Annotated in this window: 20 protein-coding genes; 8 read left to right on the top strand and 12 right to left on the bottom strand. The window is 41.4% G+C overall.

What is annotated here, in order from left to right:
• The first annotated feature begins 92 nt into the window (after positions 1 to 92).
• The 4 genes from L7A31_RS01960 to L7A31_RS01945 all read left to right on the top strand — a co-directional run bounded on the left by L7A31_RS01960 (position 93) and on the right by L7A31_RS01945 (position 3,895).
• Positions 93 to 1,082 (top strand): ABC transporter substrate-binding protein, encoded by a 990-nt coding sequence (locus tag L7A31_RS01960; RefSeq protein WP_237359809.1) that lies wholly within the window; start codon positions 93 to 95, stop codon positions 1,080 to 1,082.
• A gap of 61 nt (positions 1,083 to 1,143) precedes the next feature.
• Positions 1,144 to 2,040: an ABC transporter permease gene (locus L7A31_RS01955; RefSeq protein ID WP_237359808.1), complete on the top strand. Its 897-nt coding sequence runs from the start codon at positions 1,144 to 1,146 to the stop codon at positions 2,038 to 2,040.
• On the top strand, positions 2,033 to 3,244 hold the full coding sequence (locus L7A31_RS01950) for a quaternary amine ABC transporter ATP-binding protein (RefSeq protein ID WP_237359807.1): 1,212 nt from the start codon (positions 2,033 to 2,035) through the stop codon (positions 3,242 to 3,244). Before L7A31_RS01955 ends, L7A31_RS01950 begins: the two co-directional genes overlap by 8 nt.
• Before the next feature lie 183 nt (positions 3,245 to 3,427).
• Positions 3,428 to 3,895 (top strand): hypothetical protein, encoded by a 468-nt coding sequence (locus L7A31_RS01945; RefSeq protein WP_237359806.1) that lies wholly within the window; start codon positions 3,428 to 3,430, stop codon positions 3,893 to 3,895.
• A gap of 3 nt (positions 3,896 to 3,898) precedes the next feature.
• Here L7A31_RS01945 and L7A31_RS01940 read toward each other — a convergent pair whose 3' ends face one another.
• Positions 3,899 to 4,636 carry a siderophore-interacting protein gene (locus L7A31_RS01940; protein ID WP_237359805.1) on the bottom strand — a complete coding sequence of 246 codons (738 nt, stop codon included), beginning with the start codon at positions 4,634 to 4,636 and terminating at the stop codon, positions 3,899 to 3,901.
• Between the two features lie 120 nt (positions 4,637 to 4,756).
• On the opposite strand from L7A31_RS01940, the gene L7A31_RS01935 reads away from it, so the two are divergent.
• Complete coding sequence (locus L7A31_RS01935) at positions 4,757 to 5,182, top strand: MarR family winged helix-turn-helix transcriptional regulator (RefSeq protein WP_237359804.1); 426 nt, start codon at positions 4,757 to 4,759, stop codon at positions 5,180 to 5,182.
• Positions 5,183 to 5,253: 71 nt separating this feature from the next.
• Here the strand turns inward: L7A31_RS01935 and L7A31_RS01930 are convergent, their stop codons facing one another.
• From L7A31_RS01930 to L7A31_RS01920, 3 genes are all read right to left on the bottom strand, one after another.
• Positions 5,254 to 6,009 (bottom strand): substrate-binding periplasmic protein, encoded by a 756-nt coding sequence (locus L7A31_RS01930; protein ID WP_237359803.1) that lies wholly within the window; start codon positions 6,007 to 6,009, stop codon positions 5,254 to 5,256.
• A 150-nt stretch (positions 6,010 to 6,159) separates the two neighbouring features.
• Positions 6,160 to 6,744, bottom strand: a complete 585-nt coding sequence (locus L7A31_RS01925) for a hypothetical protein (protein WP_237359802.1) — start codon at positions 6,742 to 6,744, stop codon at positions 6,160 to 6,162.
• 181 nt (positions 6,745 to 6,925) lie between these two features.
• A complete protein-coding gene (locus tag L7A31_RS01920) occupies positions 6,926 to 7,831 on the bottom strand; it encodes a LysR family transcriptional regulator (protein ID WP_237359801.1) in 906 nt (301 codons plus the stop codon).
• Between the two features lie 101 nt (positions 7,832 to 7,932).
• On the opposite strand from L7A31_RS01920, the gene L7A31_RS01915 reads away from it, so the two are divergent.
• On the top strand, positions 7,933 to 8,541 hold the full coding sequence (locus tag L7A31_RS01915; protein WP_237359800.1) for a short chain dehydrogenase: 609 nt from the start codon (positions 7,933 to 7,935) through the stop codon (positions 8,539 to 8,541).
• A 94-nt stretch (positions 8,542 to 8,635) separates the two neighbouring features.
• On the opposite strand, the gene L7A31_RS01910 is transcribed toward L7A31_RS01915, so the two are convergent.
• The 8 genes from L7A31_RS01910 to L7A31_RS01875 all read right to left on the bottom strand — a co-directional run bounded on the left by L7A31_RS01910 (position 8,636) and on the right by L7A31_RS01875 (position 15,833).
• Positions 8,636 to 9,403, bottom strand: a complete 768-nt coding sequence (locus L7A31_RS01910) for a substrate-binding periplasmic protein (protein WP_237359799.1) — start codon at positions 9,401 to 9,403, stop codon at positions 8,636 to 8,638.
• A gap of 218 nt (positions 9,404 to 9,621) precedes the next feature.
• Positions 9,622 to 10,002 carry an energy transducer TonB gene (locus tag L7A31_RS01905; RefSeq protein ID WP_237359798.1) on the bottom strand — a complete coding sequence of 127 codons (381 nt, stop codon included), beginning with the start codon at positions 10,000 to 10,002 and terminating at the stop codon, positions 9,622 to 9,624.
• Positions 10,003 to 10,126: 124 nt separating this feature from the next.
• A complete protein-coding gene (locus L7A31_RS01900; RefSeq protein WP_237359797.1) occupies positions 10,127 to 11,029 on the bottom strand; it encodes a class I SAM-dependent methyltransferase in 903 nt (300 codons plus the stop codon).
• A 194-nt stretch (positions 11,030 to 11,223) separates the two neighbouring features.
• A complete protein-coding gene (locus L7A31_RS01895) occupies positions 11,224 to 12,183 on the bottom strand; it encodes a LacI family DNA-binding transcriptional regulator (RefSeq protein WP_237359796.1) in 960 nt (319 codons plus the stop codon).
• A 156-nt stretch (positions 12,184 to 12,339) separates the two neighbouring features.
• Positions 12,340 to 12,648 (bottom strand): PTS lactose/cellobiose transporter subunit IIA, encoded by a 309-nt coding sequence (locus tag L7A31_RS01890; RefSeq protein WP_237360733.1) that lies wholly within the window; start codon positions 12,646 to 12,648, stop codon positions 12,340 to 12,342.
• Between the two features lie 10 nt (positions 12,649 to 12,658).
• Positions 12,659 to 14,044 (bottom strand): glycoside hydrolase family 1 protein, encoded by a 1,386-nt coding sequence (locus L7A31_RS01885; RefSeq protein WP_237359795.1) that lies wholly within the window; start codon positions 14,042 to 14,044, stop codon positions 12,659 to 12,661.
• A gap of 91 nt (positions 14,045 to 14,135) precedes the next feature.
• Positions 14,136 to 15,458 carry a PTS sugar transporter subunit IIC gene (locus L7A31_RS01880; RefSeq protein ID WP_237359794.1) on the bottom strand — a complete coding sequence of 441 codons (1,323 nt, stop codon included), beginning with the start codon at positions 15,456 to 15,458 and terminating at the stop codon, positions 14,136 to 14,138.
• 69 nt (positions 15,459 to 15,527) lie between these two features.
• The gene (locus L7A31_RS01875) at positions 15,528 to 15,833 is read right to left on the bottom strand and encodes a PTS sugar transporter subunit IIB (protein WP_237359793.1); all 306 of its coding nucleotides are present in this window, start codon (positions 15,831 to 15,833) and stop codon (positions 15,528 to 15,530) included.
• 362 nt (positions 15,834 to 16,195) lie between these two features.
• Between L7A31_RS01875 and L7A31_RS01870 the strand changes: the two genes are divergently transcribed.
• Together L7A31_RS01870 and L7A31_RS01865 are read left to right on the top strand one after the other, a co-directional pair.
• Complete coding sequence (locus tag L7A31_RS01870) at positions 16,196 to 17,512, top strand: PTS sugar transporter subunit IIC (protein ID WP_237359792.1); 1,317 nt, start codon at positions 16,196 to 16,198, stop codon at positions 17,510 to 17,512.
• A 705-nt stretch (positions 17,513 to 18,217) separates the two neighbouring features.
• A complete protein-coding gene (locus tag L7A31_RS01865; protein WP_237359791.1) occupies positions 18,218 to 18,787 on the top strand; it encodes an MSHA operon transcriptional regulator in 570 nt (189 codons plus the stop codon).
• The last annotated feature ends 17 nt before the right edge of the window (positions 18,788 to 18,804 follow it).

Raw genomic sequence — 18,804 nt, 5'->3', positions numbered from 1 at the left:
ACTAGTCACCTTTGAGCAGTCTTAGCTATACGCCACTGTCTATATAACATAAGCTTATGTAGCAACCTCGAATGGAGAAAGGACCTCTCAAGATGAAAAGAATCATTTCACTGATGCTTTTAACTACCTTCACAGCTTTTCCTACTTTGGCGAAAGAGTGCGGAACCGTAACTATTGCAGATATGAACTGGAATTCAGCGAGCCTTATCGCCAACATCGACCAGTTTGTGCTTGAGCATGGTTATGGCTGCGATGCCCAACTAATACCAGGTGACACCATGCCGACAGGAACATCAATGATTGAAAAAGGTCAGCCTGATGTAGCACCTGAGCTATGGACGAACAGCCTGAAAGATGCTTTGGACAAAGGCGTAAAAGAGAAACGTCTGCGTTACACTGGGCACGTTTTGATTGATGGGGGAGAAGAAGGCTTTTGGGTACCTGCTTACATGGTAGAAAAATACCCAGATCTTGCAACAATCGAGGGTGTGAAAAAACACGCCAAACTATTTAAAAACCCTGAAGACCCTGACTCATCGGCATTTTATGGTTGTCCAGCTGGCTGGGCGTGCCAAATCTCAGCGGAAAATTTATTCAAAGCACTAAAACTTGAAGACGCTGGTTTCACTTTAGTTGATCCGGGGTCAAGTGCCGGACTTTCTGGCTCGTTAGCTAAAGCGAATGAACGAAAGCAAGCTTGGTTTGGTTACTACTGGGCACCAACCGCAATCCTTGGTAAATATCAGATGGTGAAAGTTGACTTTGGCAGTGGCGTTCACGAGAAAGAATTTGTCGACTGTATCACCCAAGCTGATTGTGAGAATCCTACTGTCTCTATGTATCCAACCTCTCCTGTTTACACTGTAACAACCGAAAAGTTCGCATCGCAGAATCCTGAAGTAAATCGTTACTTTGTCAAACGTGGATTTACCAACCAGGAGCTAAATAAGTTGCTTGCATGGATGGAAGATAACCAAGCCGACAGTAACGAAGCTATGCACTACTTTTTGACTACTTATCCGAAAACTTGGCAAAGATGGGTACCCGCTGATGTAGCGAAAAAAGTAGAAAGTGCTCTTTAAGCCCTTGGACAAATTTACGCAGTAACCCAAAAGGTTACTGCGTTTTTATAAGGATGTAATTATGGCTAACAGTGCATGGATAAGCTTTCCTGAGATGGACCGTGCCGATCTTAGGTTAATTAAAAAAACATTAGACGGCGGATATCGGGAGTTCTCCCGCGAATATGGTGACTTAATAGAATCATTTTTTGACCCCCTTCTCTCCTTTCTTGTCTGGTTTGAAAAACTCCTAATCTCAACACCTTGGTGGCTAGTCCTCGCGATATGTGCCGGGCTAATTTACATAGCAAGCCGATCTTGGAAGCTCACACTGGGCGGTATCGTTTCTTTACTTTTGATTGGCTATTTTGGTATGTGGGAAGACACGATGCGAACCCTCAGCATCATTACCGTATGTACCTTGCTCTCCATAGTTATCGGCATACCTGTCGGCATTGCTATGGCTCGCTCTAACAGAGTACAAGCGGTCGTCACTCCCCTTCTCGATATTATGCAGACAATGCCAGCTTTCGTGTACCTAATCCCTGTCGTCATGCTACTAGGCATTGGCAAAATTCCAGGTCTCATCGCTGTTGTCATATATGCGATTCCGCCAGTCATTCGACTTACAAACTTAGGCATACGCCTCGTTGATAAAGAAGTGTTGGAAGCGGCAACTGCATTTGGTGCAAACAAGAAACAAAGACTCTGGGGTGTTCAGTTACCGCTAGCAATGCCAACGATAATGGCTGGAATAAACCAGACAATCATGATGGCGTTGTCAATGGTTGTTATTGCGTCGATGATCGGCGTAAAAGGCCTAGGGCAGCCCGTTCTCAAATCAATAACCAATCAGTATTTTACTCTTGGCCTTCTCAATGGGTTTGCAATCGTTGCCCTTGCTATACTCTTTGATAGAGCCTCTCAAGCTTATGCGAAAAGAGTGCAATCACATCTAGGAGAAAACAGGCATGACTAATTCCCTTGTCGAGATAACTGGTTTGTATAAAATCTTTGGACCAAACCCTTTGTCTGTTGTCGATAAAGTAAAACTGGGTGAGTCAAAAGAACAAATTCTTTCTGAAACAGGTCATACGGTCGGCCTAAAAGACATAAACCTGAGCATCAATAAAGGTGAGATATTTGTCATTATGGGCCTATCTGGTTCAGGTAAATCAACTCTTATACGCCATTTCAACCGTCTCATCGACCCAACGTTGGGGCAAATATTTGTTGAAGGCATTGATGTAACTGAACTCTCAACCAAAGAGCTGGAAGAATTTCGCAGACATAAAATGTCGATGGTATTTCAGCGCTTTGGCTTGATGCCCCATAGGAACGTTATTGACAATGTCGCGTACGGGCTAGAAGTTCAGGGGATTAGCAAAGAAAAGCGGCAAGAAAAAGCCCAAGAATGGCTAGACACCGTCGGACTTAGTGAGTATTCAGAACAGTACCCTTCCCAACTTTCAGGCGGGCAGCAACAGCGTGTTGGTCTAGCTAGAGCGCTATGCACTGACGCAGAGATCCTATTGATGGATGAAGCCTTTTCAGCTTTGGACCCGCTTATTCGGAGTGAAATGCAGGATCAGCTGATTGAGCTACAAGATAAACTGCACAAAACAATTATCTTTATTACTCATGATCTCGATGAAGCACTGCGCCTTGGAGATCGAATTGCAATTTTAAAAGATGGAGAGCTTGTCCAGCAAGGTACGCCTGATGAAATACTTCTTAACCCAGCCAACGAATATGTCGAAGCCTTTGTTAAGGATGTAAATCGCGCAAGGGCGCTTACGGTAGAAGCTGTTATGCAGCCTCCGGCTCATCGAATTACTTCAGAGTCTATTGATGAAGCCCTAAAGCAGATGAAGAAGCTGAAGAAAGATTACGCTTACCACGTAACAGACGACGGCTATCAAGGCTTAGTCACGCGTGAGAATTTGCAAACGGCTGTCGAAGACGTCTCTATTGCAGGTTTTAACGAGGAGATTTACGAAGAAATCCCATCAATATCTCCAGAGGCGGCCATAGAAGAGGTATTGCCTGATAGCATGGCCTGCGAATACTCACTCCCTGTTGTCGATGAAGAAGGTAACCTCAAGGGAGAACTAGAGCGACAAGCAGTCGCCGATATATTCTCTGAAAGCAACGAAGCTGAAGTGAAAAAGGTAGCAAATTAGCTCTACCTCTGTGGTGGAGCAAGTTGATTCGCTCATTCAGCATTTTCTCATTTCCTTTTCTATCGCTCTTATTTCATACATGTACAGCTTCGTACTTGTGTTTAGAGCGATAGTATTTACACTTACTTTTCAATAAGATGGTAGTTTTCACTGAACTAGAAAACACATAAAAGGGTTGTAAGAATGAGTTTTACCAGCGAAATCAACCAAAAGCTTAACCTGCATGACACGTATATTTCTATACGAATAAACAACGAAAAAGCAAATGTATCTGAGCTTGTTACCAATGTTCCAAATGACTTCCGTGAAACCTACTATCACCAGCAGTACAACCGCATAGATGACACATTCGAGCAAACAGAAAAGCGTTGCGGAAAATTATGTTTTCCAAATACCCAAAATAGTGATTACCAATCCCAATTTTTGCCTATATTAGAGTCACACAGCTTGTATAATCTGGCCTCCTTTTCTATCGGAGACAACCTTAAGTTGACTTGTGTCATCACCTTGACCAATACCGTCGAAAATTCACTCGACAAGTTTCTCAGTATGAGAGATGACGTTATCGAATGGTGTAAAGTGATTGCTGATGACTACTGCAAATTAGCCAACAGTAGCGACTTTGACTTCTCACAAGTACCGATAAAATAGCGGCTATACTGGCATCAATTTCTTTTGCATACTGAATTTGTCGGCATTGATGCCTTTTTTCCAATAACCTACAGCAAAGGTGTTTAAGCGGCTAAAGCCTAGGCTTTCTTGCAATATAGGTCGGAGCGTACGAATTGTTCGTGCTTCTAACCCCAGAAATACGTGAGTATCTTTTGACATCTTCCGCGCCACTTGTTCAACGAAGCTCTCCAAAGGTACCTGCGCTTCATCTTCTACAAACCAACAGGTATTTGCCGAATCTTCATAGTCTAGCTCTACAATGTCTGCTCTAGTTGGCACAGAGATAATCGCTGTAACATCTGCTGACTTGTTGAACCTGGGAACATACCCATTGATAGCATTAATTGAGGTTAGATCGCCGACAAGTAAATAGCTGTGGTGCTCAAAATTAGTTAGTTTTAGTGGGCCTGGCCCTGCGATTCCTACTTCACTGCCTACTTTTGCTTGCAGGGCCCAATTTGTTGCTGGCCCGAGGTGCCGATTAACGACAAAGTCCATAGCTAGTTCATAGGTTTCAGGATTAAAGAAACGTATTGTATAGGAGCGCTTTTTACCATCAAACTCCCCTTCATCTGGTAACACAACTTTCACATGACAACCTTCCTGCCCTGTAGGGAAATCTTTGAGGCTATCACCGGACACAATGATCCGCCTCAAATGGGGAGATAAATCCAAAATTCGGCTAACTCTCGTTAATCGCGTCGTTCTTTTCTTTTTCATAGAAAATTCCTAGAGAACCTAATCTCGTAATGATATAAATTGAAAAACATCAACTATGTTGACAAAGTCAACCATAATCGAATATAGTTGACATTGTCAACCTTTTATTGCGAGAGAATAATGAATAGCAGTCCACTATCTGATTCAATTTTTGAGATAGTTCATAGTTACAAGGTAGCTATGCGACGAGCCTTGAAAGCAAAAGAACTAGGCTTAAACAAAATGTACGTGAAGTGTCTTTCCTTTATACATGCGTCAGAAAATTGCACTGCCAATGACATTGTTAGCCACTTTGGCAGAGACAAGGCACAGATAGCGCGGCTCATTAAAGATATGATCGAGAATGGATGGTTAACAAAATCGCCAGACCCTAACGATAAACGAAGTCAGCTGCTCGTATTGACCACTGAGGGTCAGGAGTTAGCCATTAGAGTATTGGATGCTCAAAGTGCGCTACAAACAAAAATGCAGCACAACTTAACTGATGAAGAAATTGCACTATTTAAAAAAATAGCTGGGAAAGTCTCTGAAAACCTAAAGTTATAATACTAGCTAGGATAAGGCTTATTACTTCCCTTATCCTAGCTGCAATAGGAGTAGTTACGTCAGCCACTAGTTTATGGCTTCTTGTATTCTCCTTTGTTTGAAGCTTCTCGATATTGTTTAAGCTTTCCTGATGCAAGAGCTTTGGCAAGGCCTTTGTTGAAAGCGTCTACTAATTCCTGAGCCCTCGGCGAATTCTTAGAAATAATGACGTAATATTCTCTTGTAGAGAGCGGCTTTTTATTGGGTTCTATCTTTCCAGATAATCCAAGCCGATTTACGGCTTCATAACCGACATCAGTATCCTCAAGCACCCCATCTAAACGGCCCGCAGCTAACTTCTTATAATTGCCGTCAGGCTTAGCGATGCGTTGCACTTTTAGCACTCCCTGCTTTTCCAAGTCATCTGTTACATAAGAATAACCAACGACGCCACCTATCTTATATTTGGAAAGATCGCTGAGATTTTGCCACGATATAGGTTTATCAACACGTTGAAATATTGAAGAGCTCAATGAAATGACTGGGTCAGAGTATAAAAATGACTCCTCTCGCTCTGAGTTTTTACTCCATAAAAATGAGCCATCGAGCTGCCCTTTTTTAGTATCTTCAAACCCCCTTTTCCAAGGAAGAAAAACAAATTCTACTTGATAGCCTTCACCCTCAAATATTTCTTTCACAAACTGAGAAATAAATCCGTTCTCTTTCAAGGATTCCGATTGATATGGTGCCCACTCCCCATTGGCCAGTTTAACTGTCTGCGCCGATAAAGGAGTAACAAACAACAGCATTGCAATCAACGTTGTCAGTATTTTTCCAGCTGTATTCATGAGATTCCCTTCCCAATATAACTATAAACTTACATACCCCTTTAAGTATTAATAGCATCAATAGGCTACGTCAAATGTCTATGTTGGGTAACGGTCACCGCATCCACATAATAAAAGGTGTTCAGGGTGAAATTGCTGTAAAGAAGAAGACTAACCTGAAGTCAGTCTCTGCTTTACTTTTTGTTGGATCTCTTGAAGCTTGCTATTTACCTCTGTACCCGACGTGTAGCGAACTTGCTTATCAAGAAGATTATAAAGGTTTATGTAGGATAGCTTTAGTTGGGAATAAGCCGTGAAAAGATTGTTCTTCATGAGAGCTTGTTGCTCACTTCTTGAGTAGTCCACATCTGGAGCTTGCTCGACCACACTATAGATGAGCTGAGTTCTCTGCTGATGAAGCTGATTCGCTGTATCATCATCCTTCTGTTTGCTATCACTCCCATAAAGAGCTTGAACGAACCCGTTTGCAAGGTCTAGCTTCGCTGCAGAATTTGCTTTGGCCATAGCTTCATCCAATGTTGACGCTTGGCCAGAACCCACACCAAACACACCCATTTTATCTGGTTTGGGGGGCTGATATGCCCATATAGGAACTGGATTGTCATTGGAGGCTGACGGTGCTCCAGCAAACCGAGCACCAACTAAAGGAGAGTTAACTATTCTTGAGGTCGTTGTAGTTGTACAACCCACTAAAAATGGGGCCGTTAAAAAAGCAAAAAGAAACCAACAGCGCATCAAGCATTCCTCATAAAGCCAGCCACGTTCCGAAAGATCTTCAACTGTACTTTAGAATAAGTAAACAGCCAAAAGCTTTCTTATTTTACAAAAAATTGGACGAGTTTTAGTAACGGACTCGATTTCACATAGCTCGATTCATAAACAGCAGCACTAATACCTTTCAATTTTAGAATCGAACCTAATCCGGCAGAAGATAGCTGCTACGCTCTTTTAGCAGGTCAATGACAAGTTGATTAAAGGCCTTGATTTTCTTCGGTGTTGTCCGTTTTTGAGCATAAATTAGATTGAGCTTGTGCGCTTTTATAGACCATGACGGAAACAACTGGCAAAGTGTCTTATTCGATAAATGCTGTTCCACTTGATAGTAGGGAAGGCTCGCCACCCCTAAATGCTGCATAGTGAGGGCCAATACCGCCTGATAACTGTTTGCACTGATGCTACCCTTTACATCCACATCTAGTTCGCGAGCTGCAGATTTCAATTTTAGCGTATTCCACTGGTTGTTATAGTTATTCAAAATAAACGGTATCTGGTAAATATCTGATAGTTCATTCATCGGATATTTTTGGGAAAAATCAGGCGTGCATACCAATACATTTCTGATGTAACCAAGTCTCTTGGCAATCACGTCGTTGGGAAGCTCTTCAGCAGCTCTAAAAGCAATATCAAATTCCCCCGATTCAACACTCTTCTCACCCAACGTGAAATCTAGCCTAAGATCCACTTCCGGATACATAGAGCGGAATTTGGGAACAACTGTCTGGCAAAGCATCTGACCAAATTCTGGAGCCGCAGTAATCTTTAACTCACCAGTAAGGTCATGAATAAGATCTTTAACCCTCATTTCAGCCTCAATGGATAACATTCGAATATGTTGAGCTTTGACCAACAGTTCATGCCCAACTTCTGTCAGTTCAATTTTGCGAGTGGATCTGTGGAAAAGCTTCGTCCCCAGGTGCTCTTCAAGCTTTTGAATATGTCTAGATACTAGCCCTTTTGAAACACTTAATGATTCAGCCGCTTTTGTAAAGCTTTTGGCATTTGCAACAAACAAAAACGTTTGTAAGTACTCCAAGTTCATCATTAGCCCCATTTATTAAACATTGTAATTAGTTTTTGCTGTTTTTCCGCGTTGGTAAAGAAAATAACATCCATTTTGTTGACAATTGTACGTGGAAAAACAAAATGAAAATACTAATTATTGGTGCAAATGGCGTAATAGGCAGGGAAGTGACAAAAGCGCTAAAAGACCAACATGAGATCATTACCGCGGGGCGAACCTCTGGAGACATTCATCTAGATATAACATCTACAGACTCAATATCGACTGCGCTAACTTCCATTGGCCAGTTAGATGCCATTATCTGTGCAGCTGGCGATATTGCCTTCAATTCATTTGACGAGTTGACTCAAGCTGATTGGCAGAAAGGAATTAACAGCCGGTTGATGGGTCAGATAAACTTAACTCAGATTGGAATAAACCACCTCAATCGCTGCGGAAGTATTACATTAACGGGAGGGATAATTGCTGATCATTCTATAGCTCATGGCACAAGTGCTGCGACTTTAAATGGAGCAATTGAACACTTTGTAAAAGCAGTGGCTAATGAATTGCCCAATAACCAAAGAATTAATCTGGTTAGCCCATCTGTTGTTACCGAGTCTATGGATGCGTACGGCTCATTCTTTCCCGGTTTTTTCTCTGTCGATGCGAAGGATGTTGCGAAATATTATGTTCGCTCTGTGCTTGGGATTGAAACAGGTAAAACATTAAAAGCATTTGGTGGCAACTAAACGCAATCTATCTTTTAAACAACCAACACGAAAGAGTGCAGCGAGTTGCGGCACTCTTTGTTAACAAAGGCCTAATGACCTAAACGTGCTATTACTACGGATTACAGCTTTGTTCCGCTTGCCAATACTTAGGCTCAACATCCAAGTCATTCGCTTTTAATAATTCGAGAAAACTACCATCTTCTTTCATCTGAGATAAACCAAGATTAAACTTATCTATTAGTTCATGACCGTGCTTGATGGCTTTTGGTACAGCGACATATTGCTGCATGATACTCAAAGGGTTGAGCGAAGTATCATACTCCTTGGCTTTGTCTGGAGACAATTCCTTCAATAAGGAAATACCTTGATATTTATCTATAACAACTAAGTCAACTTTTCCTGCAAGCAATTTCTCTACATTCTCTTTATCGTTGTATCCCTTGATAAGTTTAAGTTTTGGCTCTTGGTAAAAAGCGTCGGGGTACGCATAGCCGTATACGTAAGCGATTCGATAGGGCCGCAAATCTTTATAGCTTTCAAACTTTATCTTGAGGCTTTTCAACTTAAGTAATACGACTTCATTTGGAAATAATGCGTGAGAATAGTAGAAATCTCGCTTCCTTTCTGCGGTACACCAAACTGTGTACAAAGCGTCTACCTTGCCTGCTTTGCCGATTTGCATCAACCTTGCCCAAGGGAAGAAGTCGACATTACTGTCTACCTTCTGTCTTTTAAATGCACTCTGAACAATCTCACTAACAACTCCGTAATTGTGCAGGCGTGGACCAAAATAAGGCGGATAGTCGACTGAGCCTAAGGTTATCGTCTGAGAAAATGTTGAAAATGACAATAATAGCAGTACAAAAGAGTAATACCTCACGTAGCTCATCCTCCCCAAAAGTATTGTGTACTACCTGTAGTGAATAACTAATATCGCAACTTCTTTTCACAAAAAGTAGTTTCTACATAAAGCGTAGTGCATAGACAAGCAACCTCAAGAGGTTGAGAGGTGAACAGACTTTGAAATAAAATGAAGAGAAAGGAAAGTTGGCCTAAAAAATCAAACCAACTTTATTTTAATACCAAATAGAAGGCGCGCTAATCGTTAGTAGGAAAATGATAATCAAACCTAACGGTTTGGTTTTTGCGCGCTATGACTTGTTTACCTTTGGGATAAATAGAGAACTTCCAATCAGATAGAGCTTGAACCGCAGACTCATTGAAAATATGCTCGGGCTTCGAGTCAAGTATGCGTACATTAGTTACACTACCCTTACTATCAACGTCATAAGCTAGATTTACGTATCCCTCAACATGTCTTTCAACAGCAAACTCTGGATATACAGGAACAATTCGAACGATAGGCTGCGTATACGTGCTTTGATTTGGACCATACTCAATGATCTGAGCTTCTGGCGCTTTCGGTGTAAGGCTACACCCACCCAATACCAGAAAAACCAACATCAATAAAATTCGCATTATATTCTCCAAACCTAGCAAGGCTTTGACTTTAAAGTATTTATCGTTCATTAAAGTCGATAATGGTTGAGGTTGCAAGATGTGATGACTACCTTTCTATCTCTAGACTTATGCAAATTACGTCTTAATTTTGAGATAACGCTTGTTTCCTTGCGACAAAGGTTGGGAATATTTTCGCCTCGTCGTAAATAAACTCAATATCTACAAAACCAGCGCGTTCTAGCTGTTCACGCGTTAACTTTTCAGTCCGGTATTGTTGCCAATTTACGCCAAGCAAATCTACAAAAATGCTTTTTTGCAACTGCAACGCTTCTACGTTGATCTTATCCATATCCCAACTATCGATAGGAGTGAGAAAGCTACCAACAAAATGACCATTAGGCTTTAGCGCTTTGCAATATTGGCGATACAACGCCTCAACTTTTTCATCTTTCTCGACATAAATATTAAGGCCATTACTGGTAATCACGTCAACTTGCTTATCAACCTCGAAGCGCCACGCATCGTCCTCTATTAATTGTAACTCCCCTTTAAAGCTATAGTTCTTAGCATTTTCAGCAATACTATTGAGAATATTTCTATCGAGATCCACTGCGATGAGCTCTACACCCTTACAATCTGCATAATCTAAGCTTAGAAGCTCACTCATTAACCCTGAAGGTACGGATAATAATCGCTGGCAATCAGGTACAAGCTTTTGTAGTTGCTGGCGAAAAATTTGATAACGCTGTTGTGTAGCTAGAAATGTTGGGGCTTCATCAAGGACTTTTTGTTCGAGTGGAGTAAGAGGCTCACCTTCTGAATTGATTCCTTTTACTCGCCCACGAGTTGGATGATTAACGACAACATCTGTCCAATAACCATCAATTCCTTTGTTTTCGATAAGAAAGCGTCCTAAAGGAAATTGACATAGCTCTTCAAGCAAACTCAGATATTGAGGCGATTCTTTAAATTGTGTTCTTAACCTTTCTACTTGTGTAGTAAAACCGATATCACTAGCGGCTTTATGTGCCAATAATTGTTTCATAACCGTAACCTGACCAAACTAATATTTCATTGTAATTGTTAGTAGTGGAATATACGTGGCTTGTTAGAAAAATCAACGCAAGTAACAAGTCAAAACAATTCACCTAGCTTCCACTATAGTTGCTATGGAACGAAAGTTTTGCGGGCATTACGAGATATGAAGATGGCTGGATAGTTACCAGCCACTAGGGAAAGTTATTTACGACTCACCACCGAGTCTCTTGTGACAAGGTTTCCTGATAGCAGCGGTTTTGAGTTCACAGGTCTAGCATTCAAATAATCACTTAACTCTGCAATCGCTTCATTCACCAGCTTCTCTGATGGATAACTTATACAGGTTAAAGGTGGAGTCAGTTGACTGGCCAAAGCTGAATCTTCTAACGAAACAATGGACACTTCTTGTGGAGTAGACAGATTGAAGTCTTTAAGTAACTTCATCGCAATTGCAGCTTGGCTATCTCTCATTACTACTAGGGCTGTGAACGACGAGTAACTATTTAATAGAGACAATATCGCCTGTTCTGCTCCATTAGAAGCAGTGACGATAAGCTGACGATTAACTGGCATAGCCATATTCTGCAAGGACGTCTTATAACCATCTAGAACCTGTTGGGATGCGTAGCCTTCATCTTCTAAAACAACAGCGATACTTGAGTGTCCTTTGCTCGATAAATAACGACAAGCACTCTCGCTGGCGAAGCTGTAGTCATAACCAATCGCTCTGTGATCGCTACTGGTTCCACTATCTATAGTGATAATATTGTCGTCCAATGTGCTGGGGAGATTTCCTCCAATTGCAATAATTGCATCGCAATGACGATTATTTAACTCGTCGACAATTCTTAAATATTCACTAGGTGTGTCAGCAAAATTAACCAGCATATGCTTACCCAACTGTTTTAGCGATTTGGCAAACAGAGGTAAATACGTAGAAACTTGACCAGCATCAGTGGTGGATAAAATCACACCGATATAGTCTGAGCGCTGCGTGGCAAGGCTCTGCGCGGCTACGTTGGGTCTATAATTTAGTTCTTCGGCTGCTTTTAGCACTGCATCGCGACTTGCCTCTTTCACACCGCGGCTACCACTCATTACTCGAGAAACAGTGGCTTTTGAAACTTTTGCAAGCTTAGATACATCAGTAATGGTTGCCATTTAAAACTTACCTAACCGTTTAAAGTTCAACTGAGGGGGTATATCTATCTTGTAGGATATACGGAAAGCGGTTTCAATTGTAGCGTAAAATGTTGGCGGTTGTTTTTAATTTTTTGTAAATGTAAACACCGAGCCAAGGCTCGGTGTTTTAACTGGTTACTTAGCTATTTTCTTGTGAACATCTATTAATTCAGTCACCAGCTCTTTCGCTAACATGGAAGTCATAAGATGATCTTGAGCATGCACCATGATTAGTGTCATCTTGGTCTTGCCCTCACCTTCATCCTGCTCAATCAGCTGTGTTTGAACAAGGTGAGCTTGATTGGCAAACTCTTGTGCTTCTTTAAGCAAACCCTCAGCTTCTTCAAATTGGCCTTGCTTTGCACACCTTAAGGCTTCATAGCACAAGCTTTTTGACTGACCGGCATTGATAATGATGCCCATTACTTGCTCTTCTAAATCCATCATCTTCTCCTTAGTCTTCAAAACCATTTGCTTTGGATACGCCCGCGTACCATTCACCACTTTTCTTCACGCTTCTTTTCTGAGTTTTCAAATCTAGCTGATAGAAACCATAGCGATTCTTGTAAGCATTACACCAAGACCAGTTATCGATAAACGTCCATAGGTGGTAGCCCAAACAGTTTGCACCTTCTTCTATGCCTTTATGAAGCCACTTCAGATGCCCTTTAATAAAGTCAATTCTGTAGTCATCTTGTATTTGGCCATCAACCAAGAATTTCTCTTCGCCTTCAACACCCATTCCATTCTCTGAAATATAGCAAGGGACATTGCCATAGTTATCTTTAAGGTTAGTTAAGATATCGTAGACACCCTTTTCATATATCTCCCAACCGCGGTGAGGGTTCATCTTACGTCCGGGCATTTCGTAATAATCAAAGAAATGTTCAGGCATAAACGGAGCTTCCGGATGCACAGCATTCTCTCTCGCTTTTACGCGGCGAGGCTGATAGTAATTAACACCAAGCAAATCAATTTTGCCTTTCGCAATTAGTTCGCAATCGCCGACTTCCACGACTGGCATTTGATCGTGTTGCTTCAGTAGCTCGACCAATTCCTGAGGGTATTCACCCTTCACTGCAGGGTCTAGGAAGCTACGATTAAACATCAAGTCGCAAATATTGGCAGCCTTCAAATCAGCCGGGTTTTGTGAACGAGGATACGAAGGCGTTAAGTTAAGAATGATGCCAATCTGACCATCTTGATCCAAAGCGCGATATTTCTCGACCGCTTTCGCGTGAGCAAGCATTGTGTGGAAAGCTACCGTCGACGCACGCTTAAAATCCACAACATTTGGGTAGTGGAAATCATACAGATAACCACCTTCTACAGGGACAATTGGCTCATTGAACGTGAACCAATGCTTTACGCGATCACCGTACAGCTTAAAGCAAGTTTCAGCAAAGTTAGCGTACGCATCTAGTACTTCTCTGTTTTCAAAGCCGCCTATTTCCTGCATTGCCATCGGCATATCGAAGTGGAATAAGCAAATAAACGGTTGGACTCCCTGCTTGATTTGTTCATCAATAACATTCGAATAAAACTCGACTGCTTCTCGATTCACTTCTCCTACACCATTTGGAATCAAGCGAGACCAAGAAATAGAAGTTCGGAAGCTGTTATGGCCGATATCTTTCATCAACTGGATGTCAGATTGGTAATTCCTATAGAAAGTTGAAGCTTCCGTTGCAGACACACCATTATGGAAGCGATTAGGCTCTTGTTGATACCAATGATCCCAAATATTGGTTCCTTTACCAGCTTGAAAAGCCTCACCTTCAGTTTGCGTCGCGGAAGCTGCACTGCCCCAATAGAAGTTTTGTGGAAATTGATACTTCATTTAATTGTCCTTTATAGGGTGCAGAGCACCCATGAAATTTGAATAACTTAATGCTTTGATAGGTTTAGTGTATTTATTGAAACTCTATCGCCTAAGCTGTAACTGGTGCTGCTTGAGATTCTTCCTTAGCTTCCAACTGCTCTTGTTCAAGCAATTGTTTTTCATAAGCCTTAAGGAAAGGTAGGTACATAATCGCTGCTGTAACCATACAAATTAAGCACATTACGACAGGAGCGAATGACCAGTTAGCAGCCCAGGAAGCTCCGATAGGCCCCGGTGTTGTCCAAGGAGTCAAAGAAACCACCCGCTCAAGTAACCCTAAATCTGTTGCAAACCACGCCAGCGTTGCGTTAATCATCGGAACAAAAATGAACGGTAGGAAGAACATTGGGTTCATGATAATTGGCGCACCAAACAGAATCGGCTCGTTGATATTAAAAAAGCCCGGAACGATACCCATTTTACCAATGGTACGTAAGTGAACCGCTTTGCTGCGCACTAACAAAATAGCCAGTGGAAGCGTAGACCCTACTCCACCGATAAGAAGATAGTGATCCCAAAAGCCCTGAACGAAGATGTGTGGTATCGCTTCACCTGCAGCCATGGCCGCTTGGTTGGCTGACAGGTTCGCCATCCAAAAAGGGTTCATGATTCCGGTTACAATAAGCGCTCCATGAATACCCGCAAACCATAATATTTGGCAAACTAGCACAGCTAGCAGTACAGCAGGCAATGTGTCAGAAGCAGATACCAAAGGTTGTAACAGTGACATTATTGCAGCAGGCAAAATCATTCCTGTTTCCGCTTCAATAAATAGATTCAGTGGGTGAAGTGTCATGATGATAGCCAATACCGGGATTAATATCTCAAATGAACGAGCCACACCCGTTGGCACTTCTGGTGGCAGCTTAATCGTAACATTCTTGCGCTTTAAGAAAGCGTAAACTTCAGTCGAGTAAATCGCACAGATAATAGCAGTAAAGATGCCCTGCCCAGACATGTACTGCATTGAAATAGCGCCGTCTTTGAGTGGGGCAGCAACCAATAGGAATGACATGAGAGAAAGCAGTCCAGCTGTTACTGGTTCCAAATCATGATGCTTTGCCAAGCTTGCCGAGATACCAACAGATATGAATATAGTCATCACGCCCATACTCAAATTGAATGGCAACATTAGTTGCTCACGGTAAGCCTCTGAGAAGTCTAGCCACGCACGTGCAAAACCCCATGTTGTATCGGATGAAAATGGAGGGAATATAAACACTAACATAAATGATCCGACAATCATGAATGGTAGTGCTGCTATAAACCCATCGCGAATTGAGGTAATGTATTTTTGTTGGCCAAGTTTTCCTGCAATTGGCGTTACTTTACGCTCAATCACGTTGACCATTTTATCGTACAAAGCACTCATAATATTTGTCCCAAGTTTTCTGGATTAAATAAAGCCAATTGGCGTCAAAGCTCAATTTGTTTCTTTCTTCTAATCAATTAATTCCAAAGCAAAATCTAAAACTTTGTCGCCCTTTTGCATGCCGTAATCCATCATATTGATAGGCTCAACTTTGATACCAAATTTATCGGCTTGTTTCTGCAAGTCAGACTGCATGTACTTCACTTGAGGACCAAGTAACACAACTTGATAGTTACCTACTTGGTTACTAAATTCTGAGGCTCCATAAGCTTTAATTTCCGCGTCGATACCACGCTCTTTAGCCACAGCTTCCATTTTTTTTACCAGTAATGAGGTCGACATTCCCGCCGAACAGCAAAGCATAATTTTTTTCATTTCAGGTACTCCCTTATTGGTTTGTGCTAACAATATGCGCCTTAAGGAAACAATTGGAAACCGGTTTCCAATAAATTTCCAACCAGGCGTGAGCACGATCATCAATATTCACGTAAAACGCTCAATTTTCGTGATCTGGATGTATTCATTGAGGGAAATGCTGCGATTTCTTGGTTTTAAAAGGTATAGAAAATCCGTGAACTGAATCACAACAAGGCTGCCGAACTTGGCAATAAGCAGCTCCCATCGTCCAATATCAAATCGGTAAACTGAGAAATTGGCAGTATTGTCGATGGTATCGCTTCAGTAGCGAGACGCTTTTTTATATGATGCGACACTATAAGTTTATTTTAGGAACGAACATGAACCATTCGCTGGCTAGAATTGTTACTTCTCAACTAGAGCAGTATTTATCCCCTATCGCTCGCAAGCTGGCACAAAACGTTTACCTTTCAGCGCTTAGAGATGGTTTTCAACTCGCTATGCCATTCATTTTTGTTGGCTGCATGTTTGTTCCGATTATTTTTCCTCCGTTTTCTACTCCTAATTCTACGTTTGCTATGTGGTGGGAAAAGCTCGCATTATCATTGCGACCAACGCTTTTACCAACCTATCAGTTGACCCTTGGTGTAGTGGGCTTAATTGTGGCATTTGGAGTCGCAACCAGCTTAGCAAAACAGTACAAGCTGCCACAGAGAATGTCTGGGCTAACAGGCTGTATGGCATTTTTAATGTTGGCGGGCATGTCTGATCCCACGGTTCAAAGCATGCGATATTTAGGGGGTGCTGGCATCTTCACAGCTCTTATTGCCAGCCTCTATTCTGTTGAAGTCATTCGGCTATGTATTCATAAAAAGTGGTACATTTCGATGCCAGATGATGTACCACTTATGACAGTACAAAGCTTTAAGCTAATCATCCCCATCATGATAGTCATGATTACACTCTCCTCATTCAATCTATTTATTGCTAACCAGTTTGGCTTGCACTTTCCCCAGTTAATAGAAGAAATTTTTCATCCGCTAATCATGGCATCCGACAGTTTAACCGCCGTGCTGATTTCGATTTTGATATGTCAATTACTCTGGTTTGTTGGTATTCACGGTTCACTGGTAGTGACAGGTATTATGAATCCTTTTTGGATGTCCAATTTACTAGCGAATCAAGATGCAATGGAAGCAGGAGCAAAGGCACTGCCGCATATTTATTTGCCCGCATTTTGGGACTTTTTCATTTTGATTGGTGGCGTTGGATCCACTCTTCCACTCATTTATCTAGCAATGAAAAGTCGCTCTGCGCACTTGCGCTCCGTAGGTAAAGTCGGGTTAATTCCTTCTATCTTTAACATTAACGAACCTATTTTGTTTGGCTTTCCTATTATCATGAACCCGATATTTATCATTCCTTTTGTACTGGTGCCCATGATCAACGCAACGATTGCTTGGTATTTGACTTCTGCTGGAGTCCTAGCGAAAGTCGTCACCATGATCCCCTGGTCTGTACCTGCTCCTATCGGTGCGGCTTGGGCATCCAATGGAAGTATTGCCAATGCGTTGATGGTGATCTTCGCCATGATCAATGCCTATTTCCTCTATTTGCCGTTTTTTAGAGCACACGAAAAAATACTGATTGCTCAGCAAAAAGAGCGGGGACAAGCCAATGAAGCCCCAAGTATCTGATTTGGTTTACAAGGCATTCACAAAGTAGAAAGTTTTAACTATGTCCTTTGCAGTTGTGTTTGTTTTCTTAGTTATAATGTCCATGAGTAATACTACATCTAGCCAGAAATATTAGTACATGGCTTAATATGGCGTAAATTAGTTTTGGATAAAGTAAAAGGATGTGAAACAACTTTATTTGTATTGAAAACTTTATTTTTATTGAAAACTTTATATTCCATTTAATTAAAAATGAAATATACCTTAAAGTTGAATCACAAAATTATTACAGTCAAATGACACAAACATAATAATTGCATTATATATAATAGACCCTCGCTAGAAGGCAACTTAATACACATAACCACTAAGTACTGTACAATAGCAATCAAATGTAAAATAATAGGACCAGTTTCACTGGGTAGTGGTTGATTCACTCGCAATCAGTTTTGAGCCAACTAACTCAGATCTCGTACCTGAATCAAGAAAGTGTGTCATTTGAGAGGTGCGCTGCAACGGGAACACCCAAATATCTAATAAAAATAGATCTCCCTCAAAGACAGTGGGGAATTCGAGTTGCAAGATAGTATCAACTGCCTGATAGCTACACGCAGTATGAACCGAGAAAAAGTACCGCATACCGAATGGTTTAATCTGGTATGTAAGATATCAACAGATAAATAAAGCGCTTGCCATTTATCTCTAGTAAAATTGTGCAGTAATTAAATGAGTCAAGATAAGTTCACCAATATCTATCGATTGCCAGGTTCAATTCAAATCCGAATCGGTAAGTGGCAACAAACCTTTAGAGGCACGTCGGATATCGTGCTTCATCAGGCCATACAAGTGCGAAACAAGCAATTTAAGTCCAAAATGCTGTCGCCAACTGGTTGGGTTGTTAATCTGTTCGATAGTAGTGATATCTCTATTACTCACCATGGTAAGTATATTCAAACGGCCATGCGCGCTCTGATTGACCGCAAAGTCGCTTATAAAAGAATTTACCTCTCCACAATGCCTCTCGACCAAGCTGAACCAGCGTTGATCGAATTCAAACAAGAATGGATTCAGAAACATAATCGAGTTGCCAAAAAGTACAATCAGATAAAACTAAAAGAATTTCTACGATACGCTATTGAAGAACAAGAAACCTTGTACCCTTCAATTCCAGAAGGAAAGTTCGATAGAGCGCTATGGAATAAATTGGTAGTGTCAGAATTGGGCTCCGCTAAAAAGTATAACAACCCATTTTTCGTTAAGCGAGCACAAATAAAACAAACCGTTGAAGCAGAATAAACAAGTGGCATTAGCAT

Origin of the sequence: Vibrio marisflavi CECT 7928 (genome assembly GCF_921294215.1) — a bacterium.
In the GTDB taxonomy this organism is placed as follows: Bacteria; Pseudomonadota; Gammaproteobacteria; order Enterobacterales; family Vibrionaceae; genus Vibrio; species Vibrio marisflavi.
Note: the sequence above shows the minus strand (reverse complement) of the source record. Positions and strands in the feature narration are given on the sequence as shown.

Excerpts from the sequence above, each read along its gene's own strand:
- L7A31_RS01935 (WP_237359804.1), top strand. The coding sequence starts at position 4,757 with ATGAATAGCAGTCCACTATCTGATTCAATTTTTGAGATAGTTCATAGT.
- L7A31_RS01940 (WP_237359805.1), bottom strand. The coding sequence starts at position 4,636 with ATGAAAAAGAAAAGAACGACGCGATTAACGAGAGTTAGCCGAATTTTG.
- L7A31_RS01930 (WP_237359803.1), bottom strand. The coding sequence starts at position 6,009 with ATGAATACAGCTGGAAAAATACTGACAACGTTGATTGCAATGCTGTTG.
- L7A31_RS01915 (WP_237359800.1), top strand. The coding sequence starts at position 7,933 with ATGAAAATACTAATTATTGGTGCAAATGGCGTAATAGGCAGGGAAGTG.
- L7A31_RS01885 (WP_237359795.1), bottom strand. The coding sequence starts at position 14,044 with ATGAAGTATCAATTTCCACAAAACTTCTATTGGGGCAGTGCAGCTTCC.
- L7A31_RS01900 (WP_237359797.1), bottom strand. The coding sequence starts at position 11,029 with ATGAAACAATTATTGGCACATAAAGCCGCTAGTGATATCGGTTTTACT.
- L7A31_RS01945 (WP_237359806.1), top strand. The coding sequence starts at position 3,428 with ATGAGTTTTACCAGCGAAATCAACCAAAAGCTTAACCTGCATGACACG.
- L7A31_RS01880 (WP_237359794.1), bottom strand. The coding sequence starts at position 15,458 with ATGAGTGCTTTGTACGATAAAATGGTCAACGTGATTGAGCGTAAAGTA.
- L7A31_RS01925 (WP_237359802.1), bottom strand. The coding sequence starts at position 6,744 with ATGCGCTGTTGGTTTCTTTTTGCTTTTTTAACGGCCCCATTTTTAGTG.
- L7A31_RS01890 (WP_237360733.1), bottom strand. The coding sequence starts at position 12,648 with ATGGATTTAGAAGAGCAAGTAATGGGCATCATTATCAATGCCGGTCAG.
- L7A31_RS01960 (WP_237359809.1), top strand. The coding sequence starts at position 93 with ATGAAAAGAATCATTTCACTGATGCTTTTAACTACCTTCACAGCTTTT.
- L7A31_RS01950 (WP_237359807.1), top strand. The coding sequence starts at position 2,033 with ATGACTAATTCCCTTGTCGAGATAACTGGTTTGTATAAAATCTTTGGA.
- L7A31_RS01865 (WP_237359791.1), top strand. The coding sequence starts at position 18,218 with ATGAGTCAAGATAAGTTCACCAATATCTATCGATTGCCAGGTTCAATT.
- L7A31_RS01905 (WP_237359798.1), bottom strand. The coding sequence starts at position 10,002 with ATGCGAATTTTATTGATGTTGGTTTTTCTGGTATTGGGTGGGTGTAGC.
- L7A31_RS01875 (WP_237359793.1), bottom strand. The coding sequence starts at position 15,833 with ATGAAAAAAATTATGCTTTGCTGTTCGGCGGGAATGTCGACCTCATTA.
- L7A31_RS01955 (WP_237359808.1), top strand. The coding sequence starts at position 1,144 with ATGGCTAACAGTGCATGGATAAGCTTTCCTGAGATGGACCGTGCCGAT.
- L7A31_RS01870 (WP_237359792.1), top strand. The coding sequence starts at position 16,196 with ATGAACCATTCGCTGGCTAGAATTGTTACTTCTCAACTAGAGCAGTAT.
- L7A31_RS01895 (WP_237359796.1), bottom strand. The coding sequence starts at position 12,183 with ATGGCAACCATTACTGATGTATCTAAGCTTGCAAAAGTTTCAAAAGCC.
- L7A31_RS01920 (WP_237359801.1), bottom strand. The coding sequence starts at position 7,831 with ATGATGAACTTGGAGTACTTACAAACGTTTTTGTTTGTTGCAAATGCC.